General features: G+C 57.8%; 20 protein-coding genes. 14 read left to right on the top strand and 6 right to left on the bottom strand.

What is annotated here, in order from left to right; translation table 11 throughout:
- Window positions 1-159: 159 nt before the first annotated feature.
- Window positions 160-1,794, bottom strand: coding sequence for an FAD-dependent oxidoreductase (locus SYN9616_RS0103425; RefSeq protein ID WP_028951871.1), 1,635 nt, complete (start codon window positions 1,792-1,794; stop codon window positions 160-162).
- 215 nt (window positions 1,795-2,009) lie between these two features.
- On the opposite strand from SYN9616_RS0103425, the gene SYN9616_RS0103415 reads away from it, so the two are divergent.
- On the top strand, window positions 2,010-2,588 hold the full coding sequence (locus SYN9616_RS0103415; protein WP_028951870.1) for a hypothetical protein: 579 nt from the start codon (window positions 2,010-2,012) through the stop codon (window positions 2,586-2,588).
- A 432-nt stretch (window positions 2,589-3,020) separates the two neighbouring features.
- Window positions 3,021-3,248: a hypothetical protein gene (locus tag SYN9616_RS0103405; RefSeq protein ID WP_028951869.1), complete on the top strand. Its 228-nt coding sequence runs from the start codon at window positions 3,021-3,023 to the stop codon at window positions 3,246-3,248.
- A 131-nt stretch (window positions 3,249-3,379) separates the two neighbouring features.
- On the opposite strand, the gene SYN9616_RS18145 is transcribed toward SYN9616_RS0103405, so the two are convergent.
- The 3 genes from SYN9616_RS18145 to SYN9616_RS0103390 all read right to left on the bottom strand — a co-directional run bounded on the left by SYN9616_RS18145 (window position 3,380) and on the right by SYN9616_RS0103390 (window position 4,748).
- A complete protein-coding gene (locus SYN9616_RS18145; RefSeq protein ID WP_028951868.1) occupies window positions 3,380-3,697 on the bottom strand; it encodes a hypothetical protein in 318 nt (105 codons plus the stop codon).
- Window positions 3,684-3,848 (bottom strand): hypothetical protein, encoded by a 165-nt coding sequence (locus SYN9616_RS18140; RefSeq protein WP_156918648.1) that lies wholly within the window; start codon window positions 3,846-3,848, stop codon window positions 3,684-3,686. Before SYN9616_RS18140 ends, SYN9616_RS18145 begins: the two co-directional genes overlap by 14 nt.
- 189 nt (window positions 3,849-4,037) lie before the next feature.
- Window positions 4,038-4,748 (bottom strand): 16S rRNA (uracil(1498)-N(3))-methyltransferase, encoded by a 711-nt coding sequence (locus tag SYN9616_RS0103390; RefSeq protein WP_028951867.1) that lies wholly within the window; start codon window positions 4,746-4,748, stop codon window positions 4,038-4,040.
- Window positions 4,749-4,996: 248 nt separating this feature from the next.
- Between SYN9616_RS0103390 and SYN9616_RS0103380 the strand changes: the two genes are divergently transcribed.
- The 12 genes from SYN9616_RS0103380 (at window position 4,997) to SYN9616_RS0103325 (ending at window position 16,155) form a co-directional block, all read left to right on the top strand.
- Window positions 4,997-6,436 (top strand): sodium:solute symporter family protein, encoded by a 1,440-nt coding sequence (locus tag SYN9616_RS0103380; RefSeq protein ID WP_028951866.1) that lies wholly within the window; start codon window positions 4,997-4,999, stop codon window positions 6,434-6,436.
- Between the two features lie 8 nt (window positions 6,437-6,444).
- Window positions 6,445-6,576, top strand: coding sequence for a hypothetical protein (locus tag SYN9616_RS18065; RefSeq protein WP_255326787.1), 132 nt, complete (start codon window positions 6,445-6,447; stop codon window positions 6,574-6,576).
- Window positions 6,577-6,769: 193 nt separating this feature from the next.
- On the top strand, window positions 6,770-7,885 hold the full coding sequence (locus SYN9616_RS0103370) for an aspartate carbamoyltransferase (RefSeq protein WP_028951865.1): 1,116 nt from the start codon (window positions 6,770-6,772) through the stop codon (window positions 7,883-7,885).
- Between the two features lie 10 nt (window positions 7,886-7,895).
- Window positions 7,896-9,920: an asparagine synthase (glutamine-hydrolyzing) gene (gene asnB / locus SYN9616_RS0103365; protein ID WP_028951864.1), complete on the top strand. Its 2,025-nt coding sequence runs from the start codon at window positions 7,896-7,898 to the stop codon at window positions 9,918-9,920.
- 179 nt (window positions 9,921-10,099) lie between these two features.
- Window positions 10,100-11,347, top strand: coding sequence for a Zn-dependent hydrolase (locus SYN9616_RS0103360; protein ID WP_051411073.1), 1,248 nt, complete (start codon window positions 10,100-10,102; stop codon window positions 11,345-11,347).
- The gene (locus SYN9616_RS0103355) at window positions 11,344-12,018 is read left to right on the top strand and encodes a DUF1028 domain-containing protein (RefSeq protein WP_028951862.1); all 675 of its coding nucleotides are present in this window, start codon (window positions 11,344-11,346) and stop codon (window positions 12,016-12,018) included. Before SYN9616_RS0103360 ends, SYN9616_RS0103355 begins: the two co-directional genes overlap by 4 nt.
- A gap of 63 nt (window positions 12,019-12,081) precedes the next feature.
- Window positions 12,082-12,597: a DUF411 domain-containing protein gene (locus SYN9616_RS0103350; protein ID WP_028951861.1), complete on the top strand. Its 516-nt coding sequence runs from the start codon at window positions 12,082-12,084 to the stop codon at window positions 12,595-12,597.
- A gap of 55 nt (window positions 12,598-12,652) precedes the next feature.
- Window positions 12,653-12,862: a DUF3721 domain-containing protein gene (locus SYN9616_RS0103345; RefSeq protein WP_028951860.1), complete on the top strand. Its 210-nt coding sequence runs from the start codon at window positions 12,653-12,655 to the stop codon at window positions 12,860-12,862.
- A gap of 26 nt (window positions 12,863-12,888) precedes the next feature.
- Window positions 12,889-13,113: a hypothetical protein gene (locus tag SYN9616_RS0103340; protein WP_232199971.1), complete on the top strand. Its 225-nt coding sequence runs from the start codon at window positions 12,889-12,891 to the stop codon at window positions 13,111-13,113.
- A gap of 93 nt (window positions 13,114-13,206) precedes the next feature.
- Window positions 13,207-14,169: a permease gene (locus tag SYN9616_RS0103335; protein ID WP_037990634.1), complete on the top strand. Its 963-nt coding sequence runs from the start codon at window positions 13,207-13,209 to the stop codon at window positions 14,167-14,169.
- Window positions 14,170-14,182: 13 nt separating this feature from the next.
- Window positions 14,183-14,836, top strand: a complete 654-nt coding sequence (locus SYN9616_RS0103330) for a TIGR03943 family protein (RefSeq protein ID WP_028951857.1) — start codon at window positions 14,183-14,185, stop codon at window positions 14,834-14,836.
- A complete protein-coding gene (locus SYN9616_RS0103325) occupies window positions 14,833-16,155 on the top strand; it encodes a hypothetical protein (RefSeq protein WP_028951856.1) in 1,323 nt (440 codons plus the stop codon). The genes SYN9616_RS0103330 and SYN9616_RS0103325 overlap by 4 nt, the downstream gene beginning before the upstream one ends.
- 28 nt (window positions 16,156-16,183) lie before the next feature.
- Here SYN9616_RS0103325 and SYN9616_RS0103320 read toward each other — a convergent pair whose 3' ends face one another.
- Together SYN9616_RS0103320 and SYN9616_RS0103315 are read right to left on the bottom strand one after the other, a co-directional pair.
- Window positions 16,184-17,290: a hypothetical protein gene (locus SYN9616_RS0103320; RefSeq protein WP_028951855.1), complete on the bottom strand. Its 1,107-nt coding sequence runs from the start codon at window positions 17,288-17,290 to the stop codon at window positions 16,184-16,186.
- A 55-nt stretch (window positions 17,291-17,345) separates the two neighbouring features.
- On the bottom strand, window positions 17,346-18,263 hold the full coding sequence (locus SYN9616_RS0103315; protein ID WP_028951854.1) for a metal ABC transporter solute-binding protein, Zn/Mn family: 918 nt from the start codon (window positions 18,261-18,263) through the stop codon (window positions 17,346-17,348).
- Window positions 18,264-18,351: the final 88 nt, after the last annotated feature.

Below are 18,351 nucleotides of genomic sequence, written 5' to 3'. Positions count from 1 at the left end.
AGCAGATGACTTTTTCATCTCCGCATCACTGCATCAGTGCTGTCAATGACTTTCAGCAAAGCCTCAGCACGATTTCATCGACTCTTCAAAAGCGTTCTGTCTTGGCATCTGAAAGCCTCACGGCAAATTTTGCTTGGTCATCAGCTGCCGCAAACTGCTTCAGCCGGCTAGCCAAGGCCAGTCGATACCGAGGGTCTCGAGAGGATCCATGACCAATTTGTTGAGGGCGCGACCCAGCAGCACCTGTGGTTCATCAGCCCGGATCGGAATCACGGGATGCTGCGCCCTACTAGGCATGCCTTCACCGCGCACGATGCCTCGCCGCAGCAGCGAGTTGCCCGCTTCCAGACCACACACGTAGGCACGTTCCTGGCACAACCCCTTGGCGCCGTGTTCCCTCTCGCCCATCCTCACCCAGTCGCCAGCGCAGACAACGGAAGCGAGAGACGTCTCCAGCGGTGGTCGCTTGCTGAAGCTGCCAGGGGAGAACAGGGACACCGAACCTGGATAACGGCGCACCTCCTGATCCACCACTCGGGCATCGCCGAAGCCGGGCTGCGCCTTCGGCAACAGATCCTGCATCAGGCAGTCGACGATCTGCTGATCACTGAGTTCAGCGATCGCTGTGGCGTTGTAGAAGTCGCTCGCAATCACCGAACCCTGCACCGGCTGATCACCCCAAAGGTCTGGCTCGCTCTCCTTCTGCAGTTGATCGAGCATGAAAAAAGTGGCCCCCGCGCCGCGCAGCGCACTGAAGCGCGAGAAAACATTGGCTGGATCGGCAACGGGCACGTAGCGATCCAGCCACAAACGCAGCGACACCACATCGATCGAACCAAGCGTGCCGGCCTGCACCAGTTCCGGTGCCAGCGCGCCGCATTCCGGCGACTGCGCCATCAAGGCGCCCATACCCCTGGCACCCACCGCTAGCACCACCGCGTCCACGTCGTAGAGCACAGCGGTGCTGCCCGTCTTCAGATTGCGGGTCTCAAGCGAAGCGATGGTCCTGCCATCGGATGACACGATCAGTTTTGTCGCCAGGGTGCCGCCCATCAGTTCAAGCTGATGGCGTTCACACAAACGCTCACTGAGCGGTGCGATCAGCTGTTCGGCGATGCTCTTCGAGCGAATCCAACGAACATCAAAGGAATCCTGGTGAGCCAGGGCGTAGTAATAAAGCAACTCCATGGTCACCGCCGCTGAGAGCTCCTCAGGCGGCTTGAACAGTCCCACCAGCAGCGTGGGCCGCAGGAAATCATCGATCATGCGATCACTGATGCGGAGCTGTTTAAACAGCGTCAACGCATCGATCGCGTCGTAGTGCCTGTACACCGCATCGCTGCGGTTGAGATCGAGCATCGCGTAGAGCAGGCCGGCAATGCTGAGCCTGTCCGGCACCGGCAGACGCTTGAAGTTCTTCACCGTGGCCAGAACCTGACCCACAGGACTGGGCAGCTGCGGGGCATCCCCGAATACCGGTGCGGTGGCCTCCAGCCCATCCGGCGACCAGAAGGCACTGGTGGTGAACTCGGTGTAAATCGCGCCAAGTCCCAGCTCATCGCTGAGCGCATTGATGTTGGGGTAGTCCTTCCAGAAGCCTCGGGTACCAGCTTCAAATGGCTTGCCGCTGCGGGTGGTGATCGGCTTACGGCCACTGGGATCAGCCATCCCATCGATCAGGGTCACGCGCACCCCGGCTTCGCAGAGCGCCTTGGCGGCCCCCCATCCCCCCCAGCCGGCGCCCACCACAACCACGTGCGAAGGCTGCTGATCTGACCCAACCGTCCCGTCCATGGCGCTGTTCCTCATCCCAACAAGCTAAGGAGAGGAATGATTCACCATGACCAGACCTCACCCAAACGCATCGCAATGATTTCAGGAGATCTTCATCTCAATCAGGCCAATCAGATCTGAGCAAAACCGAATTTTTTCAGTGAAAGAGATGCGATGTCTCATCAACAGTTCAGTTTGTTGAGAAGACTGAATTTCCTGGAATGTTGAAGCCCATCATGTTCGCTGTTGCGACTACAGGATCACTGGCAACACTCGTTTCCGGTGCCATCGCCGCCGATGCGAAACCCGCCGTGATGGCAGACAACATCACCGTCACGGAAGTGAAAGCGGCTCAGAACGGATGGTGTGATGCCCTCCTGGCCATCAGCAAAGCCCACAATGACGGCGGAATCTCGAAATCCAAGCCGCTAGCAGGGGAGATCATCGACGCGGCCTACGGCTACCAGTTTGGTCCTGTGGCCTTCAAGCCAACCTGGGCAAACGGCGACACAACGTTTCGTGAGACGCGCAGTGGCGCCTTGTCCTATTTCGTAGGAGGAGACCCGGCCTTCAATGATTCCGGGTTCGGCATTGGCACCCCCGGCGACAATCGCAGCCCCTGGGTGAAATGTGTTCCCGAGATTTTTGTCGTCCAGAGCTTCGGCGATACCGCCAATGCCATGGGCTGGGTGCATTTCGAAGCCGCTGATGGAACGAAGAGCAAGGTGGACAAAACCTTTGGCTATCTGCGTGACGACAACGGAGCACTGCGCATCGTTGTTCATCACTCCTCCACACCCTTCAAGGGCTACTGAGTCAAGAGGTGGGCCAAGGTTCACGCCTCGGTCGGGCCGCTTCTGCCAACGACGAAAAGACAGTCCTGTCCCTCCAAACCCCGTAGGTGAGGCGAGGGAGTGGACAGGCAAGATCTAAAGCCATCGAATGAGAATCATTCCCACTTGTGGGGGCATGATTCTCTTGTCTCCAGCAAGCAGCCATGGGCACAACCTGGTTGATCGCGGGAGCGGCATACACGCTCTACGACCCAGGCAATGATCATCTTGAATTTCACAATGTCACCGAGAAACTTGGTGTGCGAGGGTTTGGCTCGCTCCGGTAAACGCATATTGGGTCGTCATTCAACCAATCAAACGTCCAACACAAATAGAATCAAAGAGGTATGGGATGCGTCATCAAGCTCAATCATTAGAGCCGTTGATCAACCACTTTGAACAATCAAACAATCGATGAATGACCCGGCGACATTAATCAGAGCCAATGTCCTCAAAGCATTAAGCAGTCTGAGCCTATTGGCAATTGCCATTTTGCTGATCCCTCAGGCTGTAAAAAACCACCGCTACAACCGCTGCATCGATCGACAGATCGCCATGCGTGCTGATATCAATCCGCAGGGCGGACGCTCTCCTGGGATGCTCAATTATCTCAAGGCTGTTGAACACTGCGAGGGCTCGTAGGCGTGAGGGACATCACGTAGAGCACCACTTGAGCTTTTCAAATTACAGGGTGGTGCACTCGATGCCGTTACTAAGCCATAAAAAAAACCTGGTCATTGCGACCAGGTTTGAGCAAATTTTTATGGTAAAATCTATTCCCAGATAATCATCTTGCTGGTCAACTCTGTGACTCCATCAAGCTGGTCGACGAGTTCATCATCAAGACGGATCTCCATATTCCCGTCGACGACCTTTTTCTTGAAGTCTTCAAGAAACTCATAATCATCATCAATTTCGAGCTTATCTTTTTTACCGTTGAAATCGGTGATTGTCACAAACCCATCATCATCATCGATGACAAAAACATCCTTGCCTTTCCCACCCGTGAAGACATTCTTGCCATCGTCACCATCGAGCTTGTCATTGCCTTTACCACCGTCGAGTTGATCATTTCCGTCATGCCCCTGCAAGCTTGTCGTATTTGTTGGCGCCGTCCAAGGTATCGTTTCCGCCCCAGCCAACAAGCAGGGCTGTTTTGTTGCTCTTGGCCGAATGCTTTTCAGCTTTAAATGTCCCTTCCCAGAAATAGTCGTAGCGTTTGGCAGCGTTTGAAAGGCTCATTCATGAAAAAGTGAACACTTCAATTTTTAAAACCCAGCGATACTCCACGGGCGCGATAGCCAAAAAAAAGCGAACGATCCGCATCAACAGCCGCTGATAGCGAACAATCCGTATCAACAGCCGCTCAGAGCGACCCAGTCCTCAGCTAACCAAAAGTATTTGGTTGTGGCTTGCTGGTCCTTCAATCAATCATCCACCCAGGGCCAGGACACTCGTCAACGCCGTATCTACACTCAAGATTCTAGAACCCAGATGGACGGGTTCGGCGATAACACGCTGCACAAGTTCAATCTCAAAAGGAACAAAACCACCTTCTGGGCCGATCATCACGACGGCAGGCGCTGATGCAGCGTTGCTCAGAGCCTTCCTGGCACCGATTGCCGCTATCCAGCAAGGGCGTCCAGCACACAACGTCTTGAGCTGGTCCTCAACGAACGGACGAAATAAGGCGTGTTGATGCACCACAGGTGCCACGGTGTCGCGCGAACGTTCCATCCCAGCCAGTAGCGCCTCAGAAATCTTGTCGGGCCTCAGCAATGGGCTTTGCCAATAACTTTTTTCAACCCGGGCACTATTAATGAGATGCAGATTCGCTACGCCGAATTCAGCAACTGTGCGAAAAATCCGGCGCAACATTTTTGGTCGCGGCAGCGCCAGCACAATGTCGAAGCGGTGACGCTGGGGTGGGGATTGATCCAACTCAACATGCAGCCGAATTGCGTTGGTGTCGACGTGTTCAATCCGTCCTCCCCCTAGGTCCCCTCCGAGCAAGCCAACACGAACGGTGTCGCCAACAGAAGCTTTCAGAACCTCACGAATGTGCTGAAAACGTCGATCTCCGATCAACACGGTGTTGTGATCCAGCCAGAGATCATCCCGATGCAAATGAATGATGTTCATGGCCACATGATGTTCATGGCCAAATGGTGTTCATCGCCTGCAGTGTCACGCCCCTTCCAGAACGCCACAGGGAAGCCCATGGGCTATCTGTTGAAGGTTGTCTGTCGAGAGAATTCGGGTGAGTGACATGCTTTGGGCCTCCGTCATCTTTGCCATCGGTGCAGTGGTGACCTTGGCCACCGCCGCGATGATCCTGAATGGACATTTGAGGCAACGCCGCAACCAACGTGGCGAGGTGGGTTGATTCGATGCCTTTGCTCGCAACGACTCCGTTTCTCGCTCCCGGCATCGCCTGGTTCCTGGTGGTGGCCTTTTCCGTGCTTTGGATCGCCCTTGGCGTGGCCTGGGGTCGCCAAGGCCGTGGAGATGCCGACGACTACATGCTGGCTGGACGGAACATTGGCCTGTCGCTCAGCACAGCAACCCTGATGGCGTCCTGGGTGACGGGCAACACCACCCTGCTGGCCCCGGAGTTCGGATACAAAACAGGGCTCTGGGGCATGTTCAGCTACGCCCTGGCAGGGCTCGGCCTGATTCTGTTCGCGCCCTTGGCCCTCCGGATCAAGGAGCTGATGCCCAAGGGACGCACCAGCGGAGATTTCATCCGATTGCGCTATGGCCGCATCACCTGGGTGATTTTCATGGTGATCACGGCCATCTACACGTTGGGCTTCCTGATGACCCAGGCCATGGGAGCAGGGATTCTTCTCGAGTCCCTGTCTGGATTCGACTACCGCCTGGGAATGCTTGTGGTGATCGGAGTGTCCACGGTTTACACCCTGTATGGCGGCATGCGAGCCGTGATCGGAACCGACTTCATCCAATCGCTTCTGATCATGGGCTTACTGTTGCTCGTGGCGGTTCTGGCCTTCCGTCAGTTTCCGATTCCGGAAGTACACGCCGAACTCAGAAGCAACCACCCCGATCACCTCAATCTGCTGTTGCCGGCTGGCCTCCTGATCGCTTGGAACTCAGCTCTGTTTTCAATGGGGGAGGTGTTCCACAACAACATCTGGTGGTCGCGGGTTTTTGCAAGCCGCCGATCCGTCGTGATGCCGTCTTTCCTGCTGGGGGGATTGGCATGGATGAGCGTGCCCTTGGTTACGGGATCGATCGGGCTCGTCGCCCTGGCCCGCAACCTGGATTTGCCCCAGGTGAACATGGTGTTTCCCGTGATGGCAGCGGATCTCCTGGGTGCTGGTGGCGCCGCCTTGGTGTTTGTGGTGGTGTTCGCGTCGCTCACCTCCACGCTCGATTCCCTGCTGGCCTCGACCGCCGATTTGCTGGCTGAGGATGTCTTTCTGCACTTGTTGCGCCCCCAGGCCAGCGACGCCCAGTTGAAGCTGGCCACCCGCTGGATCATCGTCGGCCTCGCTGTGGCCACATTGGCTTTGTCCTGGCCCCGACTCGATTCCCTGGCCAGCGTCCTGTTCTTCACAGGAGCGCTTGTGGCATCAACCATCTGGCCGGTGGCCTGCGGCTTGTACTGGACAAGTGCCAACCGCCATGGAGCGATCGTCTCCATGGTCGCTGGGAGTGTGGTGGGGTTGTTGGCTTACAACCTGATTGCGCCTTACTGCGCCGCCGTCTTTTCAGCAGCTGTTTCTGCTGCTGTGATGGCAGGTTGGAGCTTGTGTCAGCCGGAATCATTCCAGTGGAGCCAACTCAGCGCAGGAGATGAGGCATGAGACCACTCATGACGACCTTGATCGCGGATGAATCGCTGTTCCAGTGGATCGTGGCGGGCAGTCAGGTGATCCTTGCCGTGTCGGTGCTGACCTTGCTGCTGATCTGGTGGATCGAATTCCGCAACGGCAGAGTGTGGTGAGCACCAATCAAACGGTTCATCACGAACGTTTTGCGTGAAAAAGTGGCTGCTTCGATACAAAATATTGGTTGATTTGGTAAAGAAGGCCACAAAAAGTGGACGTAGGTGCCCATGTCTGATTAACGGTGAATGAAGACACTTCATCCGCTTGGAACGATGAGCCTGATGCGCTGATCGTTACGACGGAATGCTTATGCGCCAAGTCGATTCCTGTGTGCTCGAGCGGGACAACTCCCCGATTCGATTCGCACCACTGGGACCTGATGTGTTCGGCCGCACCCAGCCGCAGCTTCTGCTCGGCACCATCGAAGAGCATGGCGAGGCTCTGCTCGATCTGATCGATCAACATGTCGTTTCGATCATGCCGTTCGGGCCCGAAACCCTGCTGCAGTTGTTCCGCCTGGCAGCCAAGTACGAAAGCAACCCAGACCGCTATATCCGTCACAACACGCCCCTGACGGGCAAGATCCTGATCAACGCCTTCTACGAACCGAGCACCCGAACCCGGCTGTCGTTTGACAGTGCCTGGCACCGTCTCGGTGGTAATTCGATCAACATCACCGATCGCAGCACCACGGGCATTGCCAAAGGCGAGTCGCTAGAGGACGTGGCGCACATGTTCAACAACTACGGCGATTGCGTCGTGTTGAGGGACAGCGATCCCAGCGCTATTTACAAGATGACCGGCTCTCTGCGGATACCGATCATCAATGCCGGCAATGGCATCGATGAACATCCAACCCAGGCGATGGCCGATCTCTACACCATCCTCAAGTGGCGTCCGCGTCTTGCCTTGCCGGATGTGGACCCCGCCGACAGGATTCGAATTGGCGTCGTTGGCGTTCCCTCCAAGATGCGAACGGTGCGCTCGTTGCTGAGGATCCTCTCGAAATTTCCAGGAATCTTGGCGGAGATCGTGGTCATCCATGACGATCAGGCGGATCCGGCCGACACCCTGTTTGAGCCCGGTGAACTGGAACAGCTGGAGGCCGCAGGGCTCAACATTCGGATCAGCGGAGACCTGCAAGCCGAGTTACCGCAACTCGATGTCACCTACATCAATGCCATTGCCTGGGTGGGCGATAGCTATGAAGTGCATGGCAACCGCTTCCGCCTCACCAGCGATCTGCCGTTCAAGGAGGGATCCATCGTGCTGCATCCCCTGGCACGGGGGCCTGAACTGAGCACCTGTCTGGATGACACTCCCCACAACTGGTACTTCAGTCAGGCGCGGGGTGCCGTCTTCCTACGCATGGCTCTGCTCACCTGCATGGTGGACAGGGCCGACCGCGTGATGGACGTGATCTGAGGAAGAAACCATGTGTGGAATCGGAGGCGTTCTCAGCCCACAGGCAAACCAGCGGATTGATCCACAGCTGCTGGTGAACATGGCCGCGATCCAGGCCCACCGGGGGCCGGACGGCTTCGGTGTGGAAACCCTCGACGATGCTGGGGTCGGCTTCTGCCATGCCCGCCTGTCGATCATCGATCTCGATGAGAACCGAGCTCGGCAGCCATTTCTCACCGATGACAGCCAGGTTTTGATGGCTCACAACGGTGAGTTTTACGACTTTCAACGCATTCGCGCCGATCTCACCGCCCGTGGCGTGCGCTTTCAAACCAAGAGCGATTCCGAGATCCTCCTGCGTCTGTATCAACAGCAGGGACTGGAAAAAACGCTTCCTTTGCTGCGGGGGGAGTTTGCATTCGCTCTGTTTGATCGACAAGAAGACTGCCTCTATCTCGTGCGTGATCGCTTCGGGGTCAAACCGCAGTACTGGAGCCTCACGCCGCAGGGGCTGGTGTTTGGCTCGGAGCTGAAAGTGCTGTTCGCCCATCCCGCTGTGGAGAGGCGTTTCACCTCCGACGGACTCTTCCACCAGCTCATGCAAACGATGGTGCCGGGGTCGACGGCATTTGCCGGTGTTCATCAGGTGCAACCCGGCCACGTGGTGAAGATCCAGCGTTCCGCCAGTGGGCTCGACGTTTCTGAGTGGAAGTACTGGGACATCGACTTCCCCAAACAGGAGGAGCGCGATCACAACCTTGACGAAGCCCACCACGTGGCTGCAATACGCAGCGCATTGCTTGAGGCGGTTGAGCTGCGCATGGTCGCCGACGTTCCCGTTGGCTGTTATCTCTCGGGTGGGATCGATAGTTGTTCGATCCTCGGCCTTGCATCTGCTGTCAGCCAGAACCCGGTGAAGGCGTTCACGATCGGATTTGATGACAACCGCTACGACGAGTCGCCGATTGCACAGGAGATGGCTGAGTCCACAGGTGCTCAGCAGGATGTGATGCGCCTATCGGGCAAGGAGCTCTACGGCCATATGGAGCAAACGCTCTGGCACACCGAGCGGACGATTTACAACACCCTGGCCGTGGCCAAATACCTGATGAGTCGTCATGTCAATTCGGTCGACTACAAAGTGGTGATGACCGGTGAGGGATCAGACGAACTGTTCGGCGGCTACCCAGCCTTCCGCAGGGACATGTTTCTGCATGGTCTTGATGCGCTTCCGGATCAGGAGAAAAACGCCTGGGAGGAACTCCTGCAGCAGTCCAATGCCCTCGTCCAGGGAGCGATGCTCTCGGCGGATCAGATTGATGATCCGGACATTGATTCGGTGGTGGGCTTCACCCCGAGCTGTCTGCAGCCATGGCTCGCCTGTGCTCCGCACGTACCGGCACTGCTGGCGAAACAGCACCGCGATGCCCTCACGGACTACTCGCCCGGTCGTGCCATCGCCGAGCAGCTCGATCCGGAGCAGCTCGAGGGACGCCACGCCCTCGATAAAGCCCAGTACGTCTGGATCAAAACGATGTTGGAGGGCCAAATCCTCACCTGGGGCGGCGATCGGGTCGATATGGCCAACTCCATGGAAGCCCGGCCTGCCTTTCTGGACCACCACCTCGCGGCAGCGGCGGTTCAGGTTCCACCGGAGTTGCGGATCAAAGGGAAAACTGAGAAGTACGTTCTGCGAGAGGCGATGGCTGGACTCTTGCCAGAGGTTCTCTACCGACGCGAGAAATTTGCCTTCATGGCCCCTCCAGCCCACACGGAACCAGAAAAGTGGGAACAGATGCTCAAGCTTGCGGATGAGTACCTGAGTGACGAAGCGATTGAAGCGTCCGGTGTTCTCGATGCCGATGGGGTTCGCACGCTATTTGAACGACACCAGGACCCACTCACATCGGACGCGGAACGGGTGCAGATGGATGCCCTGATCAACCATCTGCTGGGTGTGCAGATGCTTCATCGCATGTTCGTGGCCGCTGATGTGCCGGCTCAGGCGCGTGAGATGGCCGAAGAGCTGGGATGGAAGGTTCCCGTTCCCGCTTGAATTCAGCATCAGTCTGACCTGACAGCAGTCGTCAGGAGCCTCTAAGGAAGTATTCATCTGTCGAAGCGAAAACCGTCACTCCTGCTACAGGTGAGAATTGGTTTTACAGCGAATCTTGTAAGTAATACTTATGAGTTTTTTCGTTGTCGCCACAGCTTTCTGTTTCCCGTCCAACTGATCTGCATCAGTCACTTGAAACAGAATTGTTGCGGGTTGATGGAGTTCGCCTCAATGCAGGCCTCGATCGCATGGCAGCAATCGGCACCAACCCGGATGGGAGTGTCTGCCGCAGAGGGTTCACGGAACAAGATGTTGAAGCAAGGATTCTCCTTTCAGGCTGGATGAAGGATGCCGGTCTCGAGGTTCGGATCGACACCGCCGGCAACCTGATTGGTCGCTTGGAAGGTGCCGTCCCAGGGTTGCCGGCCCTGGTAACCGGATCCCACATCGACACGGTGCCGACAGGCGGCCGTTACGACGGTGTTCTCGGCGTTTTGGCCGGGCTTGAAATTGCCCGCACCCTCCACAGAAGGGGGCGTTCACTTCAACACCCATTCGAGGTGATCGCCTTCGCTGATGAGGAGTCCACGATGGTGGGCTGCAAAGGCATGAGTGGAACTGCTTCGTGCGATCCCAGCAGCTTTGTCACCAGCAACGGCAAGCCGATCCAAGACAACCTCTCAATGATCGGAGGCGACTGGAGCAATCTCGCCTCCGCACGGCGTTCTGACGATGCGATCGCTGCTTTCGTTGAGCTCCACGTGGAGCAGGGCGGCGTCCTGGAACAGCGAGGCGATGTCATCGGCACGGTTGACGGTGTGGTTGGTCAGAAGCGGTTCACCGTTGTGATCGAAGGGCAAGCCAATCATGCGGGCACCACGCCGATGAACGATCGACTCGATGCACTCGCCGCTGCAGCCCGTGTTGTGCTGGCTGTTGAACAGATGGCCGTTGAGCATCCAGGCGATCCCGTGGCGACGGTTGGTCGACTTCAGGTTTGGCCCAACGCCGCCAATGTCGTCCCCGGTTCTGTCCAGCTCACCGTGGACCTGAGAGATCTTGATTCATCCGTACTCGACCAGCTCTCCAACACCCTGATGAACGCCTTGGAGCGAATCGGTGAAAGCAGTGGCTGTGCGATTCGTCTCGACCCCCAGTTCGACGTCGCTCCCACCCCTGCTGATCAAACCGTCAAACAGGCCATTACGGCCTCCGCCGGGGCTTTGGGACTGAAGACTTCGTCGCTCCCCAGTCGGGCCAGCCACGATGCCCAGGAAATCGGACGCCGTTGGCCAATGGGAATGATCTTCGTCCCCAGTCGTGATGGCCTGAGTCATTCCGCAGGGGAGTTCACCGAGGCGTCTCACTGCGAGGCAGGCACGCAGGTTCTGCTGGACACCCTTCTGCGGCTCGATCGAACCCTGTGACCTTTTCGATCATCGCCAGGGATCCAAGCAACGGCCGGTTCGGTGTTGCAGTCGCAAGTTTTCATCTTGCTGTTGGTTCGACTGTTCCGCACATCCGCTCCGGTATTGGCGCTGTCGCCACACAGGCGCACACAAATCCTTATCTCGGCATCTGTGGTCTTGAGCGCCTGGAGCAGGGCGTTGATGCACGCTCTGTTCTCGACAGTTTGTTGATCGACGACCCAGACCGTGATCGGCGTCAGTTTCATCTGATCGATGCCACAGGGGCCACGACGGGATGGACGGGCGAAGCATGCATGGACTCTGCTGCTCACCTTTGTGAGCAGGATCTCTCCATCGCCGGGAACTGCCTGGTGAACAACGACATCCTGCTTTGCATGAAGCAGGCATTTTTCAGTTGTGACCCAAAGTGGAAACTCGGTCGTCGCCTGATCCATGCCTTGCAGGCCGGTGAGGATGCAGGGGGCGATCACCGCTCAGAACAAGCCACCTCTGCGGCGGTTCAAGTGAGCGGAACCTCTGCTTTTCCGTTGCTCGATCTTCGTATCGACTATCAGGAGAAAGCCGTCAATGCGCTTCAAAATCTCTACAAACGCAGCCAGGACCAATGGGTGCAGGAGTGGCGTGATGAGCTTGCCGATCTGAAGGAACTGAAGCGGTTCGCAGCCTGACCAGCAACGTCACCACAGCGTCAGCCTGCCGATCGGGCTAGCTAGAAGATGGACAGGTGCGAGATGTCTGTGATCCGATTTTTTCTAACGGCCTGTCTCGGAATTCTTGTTGTGGCATCCAACGCTTGGTCCCACGGCGGAAGCCATGGTGGTTCAGCAACGCTCGATCCCCACCCGAAGGGTTCTGGCCCAGACCTACACCTCTACAGAGAAGCAAGTTGCCTCTGTTGCACCAAATGGGGCAACGCCATGGCATCCAGTGGATTCAACGTGATTGATCATGTGAAGGACAATCTGGACACCCTCAAACAGGCCGAAGGAGTGCCCCCAGAGCTGGCGTCCTGTCATACAGCCTTTGTTGAGGGATATGTCCTGGAGGGCCACGTGCCGGTTCAATCCGTGCAACGTCTCCTGCGTGAGATGCCAGAGATCACGGGTCTTGCCGTACCCGGCATGCCTCTGGGATCTCCAGGGATGGAAGCCCCCAACGTGGCTGGCGATCGGTATGAGGTGATCGCGCTGCAAACCAATGGAACGCCAACGATCTACGACTCGTATCAGGGGTTGACGCTGCGATGAGTCCTCGGCAGCGCAAGCACCAGGTTTCTAAAGTTGGGTAAGAACTATGCCGGCCATGGGATTCGTCCTTCGCTTCTTTGTTCTTGCAATGTTGTGCCTGACCCCAGACCGCGTCGAAGCCCACGGCAAAGGCATGTTTGCAACTCAGTCGGAAGCTGATGCCCGTGCCAAAGAACTCAATTGCAAGGGAAGCCACGAAAACAACGGCAAGTGGATGCCCTGTCAGGACGAAGCCGATCTCCATCGCGCTCTGAGACGTCAGTGAAGGCACGCCAACTTCACAGGCTGATCGTGCCTATCGCGGCTGCACCCCTGCTGATCACGGCCCTAACTGGGTCGCTTTACAGCCTGCTTCTAGAACTGGGGATCGATGCCTTCTGGCTGCTGAAGATTCACTCCGGTCGCTTTGGTCCGATCAACTTGCAGCCCATCTATTCCATTGTTCTTGGCGTTCTATCCATTGTCTTGATCACTTCGGGGCTTGCTCTGTGGAGACCGAGACGTCGCCCCACTTAGGAGCAACGCCCAGGCCATCAATAGGGTGAGCAACCACCGTTTCATGCGATAAGCCCCATGCCAGACCATCGCCCCTGACGCCATTCGATTGTTTTGAACACCGACCGACTGGCCACCGCCTGGGCCATCTTCCAGGGCTTGCTGCTGGAGTCACTTCCATTCCTGCTGCTTGGAGTGCTGATCGCAGGACTGGCTCGCTGGTTGGTGCCCCAGGGAGCCTGGATCGACCGGTTGCCGAAGAACCCTGTCTTGGCTCCAATCACCGGAGCTTTGATGGGCTTTGCTCTACCTGCCTGTGAATGCGGCAACGTTCCAGTCGCACGGCGTCTCCTGGCCAGTGGTGCACCGTTGGGAACAGCCTTCGGTTTTCTGTTCGCAGCGCCCGTTCTCAATCCGATTGTGCTGGCCAGTACCTGGGCAGCCTTTCCCGATCAGCGCTGGCTGTTGCTCGCCAGACCATTCGGTGCCTTCCTGCTCGCCGTGCTGCTGAGCCTGCTGCTGACGCAGCTTTCAGAAACTCAACTACTGGAACGAGCCTTGCTCAGTGAACGGCGGATGAGCCAGCCGCTCAGCAATCTGGGGCTGCTGGATCGATCGAGTGGCCTGATCGGAACACCTCTGGACAGCAAAGCCGCAACAACTCCCCAGCGGGTGTCGCTGGGGGGCGTTGTGGATCAGAGCAGTCGGGAATTTCTGGACCTGCTGGCCCTCCTGGTGCTCGGATGTGTCATCGCAGCCCTGGTGCAGACATGGTTGCCCCGCAGCTGGTTGCTGGCGGTGGGCAGTGCCCCAACGCTCTCAATCCTGGCGCTGATGGTGCTGGCGATCGTGGTGTCGGTGTGCTCCAGCGTGGATGCCTTTTTGGCGCTGGGGTTCGCTGCCCAGGTCACCCCGGGGGCGCTGCTGGCCTTTCTGCTGCTGGGCCCCGTTGTGGATCTGAAACTGGCCGGTCTGTTCACTGTGTTGCTTACACCGAAAGCCATCGCAATCACCGCCACCGCAGCCAGCCTGGGGGTCTTGCTGATCGGCCAGTGGGTGAATCTTTGGCAGCTATAAGCGGGGGATGGGAATGAATCGCGGAGTCCTGCTGCTGCTCTGGGGCTGGATCGTGATCTGGAGCGTTTACTCCGGCCGACTGGATCTGCTGCTGCGCGGCGTCTTTCACAGTCTCGTCGGCGCCTCCGGTGTGGCCCTGATCCTCGCTGGCATCGTGGTGTTTCACCGCAGCATCGGACGCCGGGAACGCACACCCTTTACCTGGCTGGCCGGGGCCGTGGTGGCACTGCTCGTGCTGGCCATTCCACCGAATCCATCCTTCAGCGATCTCGCTTCCACCCGTCCAGAGGGGTTGCCGGAACCACCGGATCTCGCCTTTGTGCTGCCACCGGAGCAACGCACCCTCACCGAATGGGTGCGCCTGCTGCGCGCTCAACCAGACCCGGATCTGGTGGAGGGCAATCCGGTGAACATCAGTGGTTTTGTGCTGAAACGTCAGGATGAACCACCTCAGATCGCCAGGCTCACGGTGCGCTGTTGCCTCGCCGATGCCACCCCCGCTGGCCTGCCGGTGGCATGGCCTGATGACGCCAATCCCAAAACCAACGACTGGCTTTCCATCCAGGGCCGCATGGCCGTGGAGACGCGTCAAGGCGTTCGCACGGCGGTGGTCGTGCCGGAGACGATCACCTCGATCCCCAGGCCCGAGCGACCGCTGGAGCCATGACACGTCTGCTCTGGATCCTGCTGACGTCAGCCGTCGCCATCGTTGTCGGCCAGCAACAGCTGATGTTGAGGCGCCCACCGCGTTTGATCCACCAACTGCCCCAGCCGATCCATTCCGGCAATGCTGCGCTGGACCTCAGCTTCAGCCGGCCGATGGAGCGGCAAAGCGTGCAGGTGGCCAGTCGTCTCACGCCGCCACTGAACCACCGATGGCTGGGGGAGACGAATCCGCTGCGTCTTGTGCTGGATTCAGAAACGCCGATTACCGGCCCCCTTGAATTGCAGATCGGCGGTCAGGATCGGCGCGGCCAGTCCCTACCAATTCGTCCCCTGTGGTGGGAACCAAGACCATGGCTGCTCGTCAACCGTGTTGTTGAGGGTGGGGAACAGCTGCAGTTGTTGGACCGCAATCAACGCTGGCGACCGATCAGCCCGGTATGGGAGGGGATTCAGAACATTGTTCCATTGGGGAATGGCCAGGGAATCGCCATGGTTACCAGCACCAGCGAAGGGCAGGAGCGGGTCTGGATGCAACGCCTCATCACCGCCTCGGTAGCGCAGCAGCGGGACGATCTGATCCCTCCACAGGCCGAAGAACCACAACCACTTCTGGACAAGGACCTGCTGTTCGCGCACCTCAGCAGCAATCTGATCGGCGACCTTCTCGTGCAAACAGGAGGCTTCACCCCCGGCAGCGAAGAGATTCAACTGATCCGTTCGGACGGAAGCCGCCGGGATCTCGATGTTCTGGCGTCCGGCCCCCTGCAACTTCTGCCGGCCGGGGGTGGGCTGGTGGTGCCGGCTTACAACGGCCTGGCTTTGCAACCGCTCGCGGAGACAGGGCAACCCGCTCAGATGCTGCCGGGAAGCCGCGAACTGGGAGCGTTCTGCGCCGCTTCAGGCCGCGCCGTTCTGATTCGTCACTGGCCGGACTACCGACGCTCCATCGAACTGGTGATTCCTGGCCTCGCACCACAAGAGTTGTTATTGGGTGATCAGGCGGTGCTGGCGGTGGCCTGCAACGGAAGCGGAAAGCGGATCTGGGCCGTGCTTGGACGCTGGCAGGGAAAGAAGGGAGAGCACGAAATCGTGTTGCTGGACGGCGACGGCAAGGTTCTCAAGCGCCGTCCTCTATCACCTTGGACGTTGAAGTCGGGTACACCGATGCAATTCGATCCCGTGAGTCGTCAACTTTTAATCACCCTGACCAAGCCCGAGTTGAGCGATGGGCGGGTTGGACTCATCAACGCGGAAACTCTCGATTGGAATCAGGTCTTGCCGATTGCCGTCGAAGAAGCGCAGTGGCTGATGGCGGGATGACTTTCGTCATCCCGCTGAACATTATCGATCAGAAACTGAAAGACATACCCGTACCAACGTGGTGTTGCCAGCCCACTCCCCAGCCCGGCGCATCCGTACCGGAGTAGGTGGGCTGCCAGTGCACAAACATCGTCACGTCACCGATGGGAACTGAAAGACCAACTTCAGCCGCGAAATCCGTTCGCTGATCAAGCCCTGAATAACTCCCTGGAACGTAAAAGCGTGGACCTGCGTCCATGGTCACGTTCACTGCGTTGACGTTGAATCCGAAGCCAACGCGCGGATCGGTGTAGTTGCCGATGTAGGTCCCATCTGACTCCCAGCCCTGGCGATGTCTGACGAGGACGAACAATCCATCGACGACATCCTCCAGGCCATCGCCGAGTGCAAAGTCAACATCGCCATCGCCGAGGGCCCAGAGAACCTCAGCACCCACTTCATTCTTTAAACCCTCGATGTCTTCACCCTGATCACGGGTGACGTAATAGGGCGCCCAATCAACCGTGAAGCTGAGTCGATCGTTAGGGGCATAACGAACGCTCAGGAGGCCGCGCACATCAGCTCGTTTGAATTCAGCCGGACCATGTCCATGATCGTCGTGACCTTCGTGGTCGTCGTGATCATCATGGTCGTCGTGATCATCATGATCATCGTCTACATGATCCTCGTGGTCATCATGGTCGGCATGATCATGATCATGATCATGATCCTCGTGGTCGTCATGATCCTCGTGGTCGTCGTCAGCATGATCGTCATGATCCTCATCACTATGCTCGTCATGGCCATGCTCGTCGTGGTCGCCGTGACCGTGGACCTTTCCGTAAAAATGCTCCGCCTCACCCCACACCAAAGCGGGACCAACCGCCGCCTCGATCGTGAGGCTGCCACCATTGCTGAGGCCCCACTCAAAAACACCTCCAAGCAGACCATCGAGGGCGTCATGCCTTGGATTGTCCTCAAGATTGTTATCGAATCCGGCATGCCACTCAACTGTGACGATCGGCGTGAAATCAAATTCCCCTTCTTCCACGCCGTCGGAACCACCTCCACCGTGGCTGCCGTGGGCAAAAGCAGCTGGTGTATGGACCAGAGGGAGCAAAAACAGAGCCAGAAGCAGGCTGCGGGAACGGAACATGGGACGAGACACGGAACGAAACGACAGAAGAGACATGCGCCGGATCAACGGCAATTTAAATAGCTTTCCAACGGGCGGCGAGCTTTGCGGCAGCAGCCTTGTCACAGCGCCCACCCTGTCCGGTCACCATCGTGCAGATGTTGCCGGTCGCTGTAGTGACAGCGTTGCCTCCCGGCGAGACGCCTTCTCCATAAATTGGAGATTTCGCAATCGGCAGACCCGTGCTTTTGCTGATCCGTCGGAGGGTCTTATTCGGAGGCAACGATGGTGTGAAGATGATGCGAGCACCGGACGCCTTCACGGCAATGGAGATTCGGTTGAGACTTGAAGGCCGCAGCACACCTCCAGTGGTGTAGCTGTCCAGCATGGAAATCTCCTTGAGCCCGTAGCGCTTGGCTAAATGGCTGTAGGTCTGATGATCAGTCACCAGTACACGCCGGGCCTTCGGAAGTGACGAGAACTGGACGGAACCCCAGCTGCCAAGCGCGTTCAAAACGGCCTTGGCTTTTGAGGCCCGCACCCCAAGAGCTGCTCGTTCTCCAGGGGGAAGCAAAGGGGCGAGATTGTTGGCCACCACCGTCACGATCGCTGCGGAGTTCGCGGGGTCATGCCACACGTGGGGGTCATTGCCTCGATAGGAAGGGAGGGCAATTTCACCGACGGCCACCACTTTCCCTGAGCTGGAGATTTTTTTTGCAGCCGGGGTGAGATTGAAACCGATGTGCACCACTAGAGCGGCCTTGGAGAGTGCTTTGCGATCACTGGGCTTGAGTCGATAACCGTGGGGATCACCCCCCGGGGGAATCAAGCAGGTGACTCGCGCAGATGACCCAGCCAGAGTGCGGGTGAGGTCGCAGAGGGTGCCATCCACAGCGACGACTGTGAGGGGAGCGGCGAGTACCGGCGCGGTACCCACCCCCAAAGCGATTGCGGAGGCCAGCCCAGTGAACCGGAACCATCCCGAAACAGACATCGATCATTAAGTGAGAATGATTATCAGTTTTCTCGAACAACGACGATGCAGCAACCCCAAAATGACCGCATGATGAAGTGAACCAACG

The organism is Synechococcus sp. CC9616 (genome assembly GCF_000515235.1).
Taxonomy (GTDB): domain Bacteria; phylum Cyanobacteriota; class Cyanobacteriia; order PCC-6307; family Cyanobiaceae; genus Parasynechococcus.
Note: the sequence above shows the minus strand (reverse complement) of the source record. Positions and strands in the feature narration are given on the sequence as shown.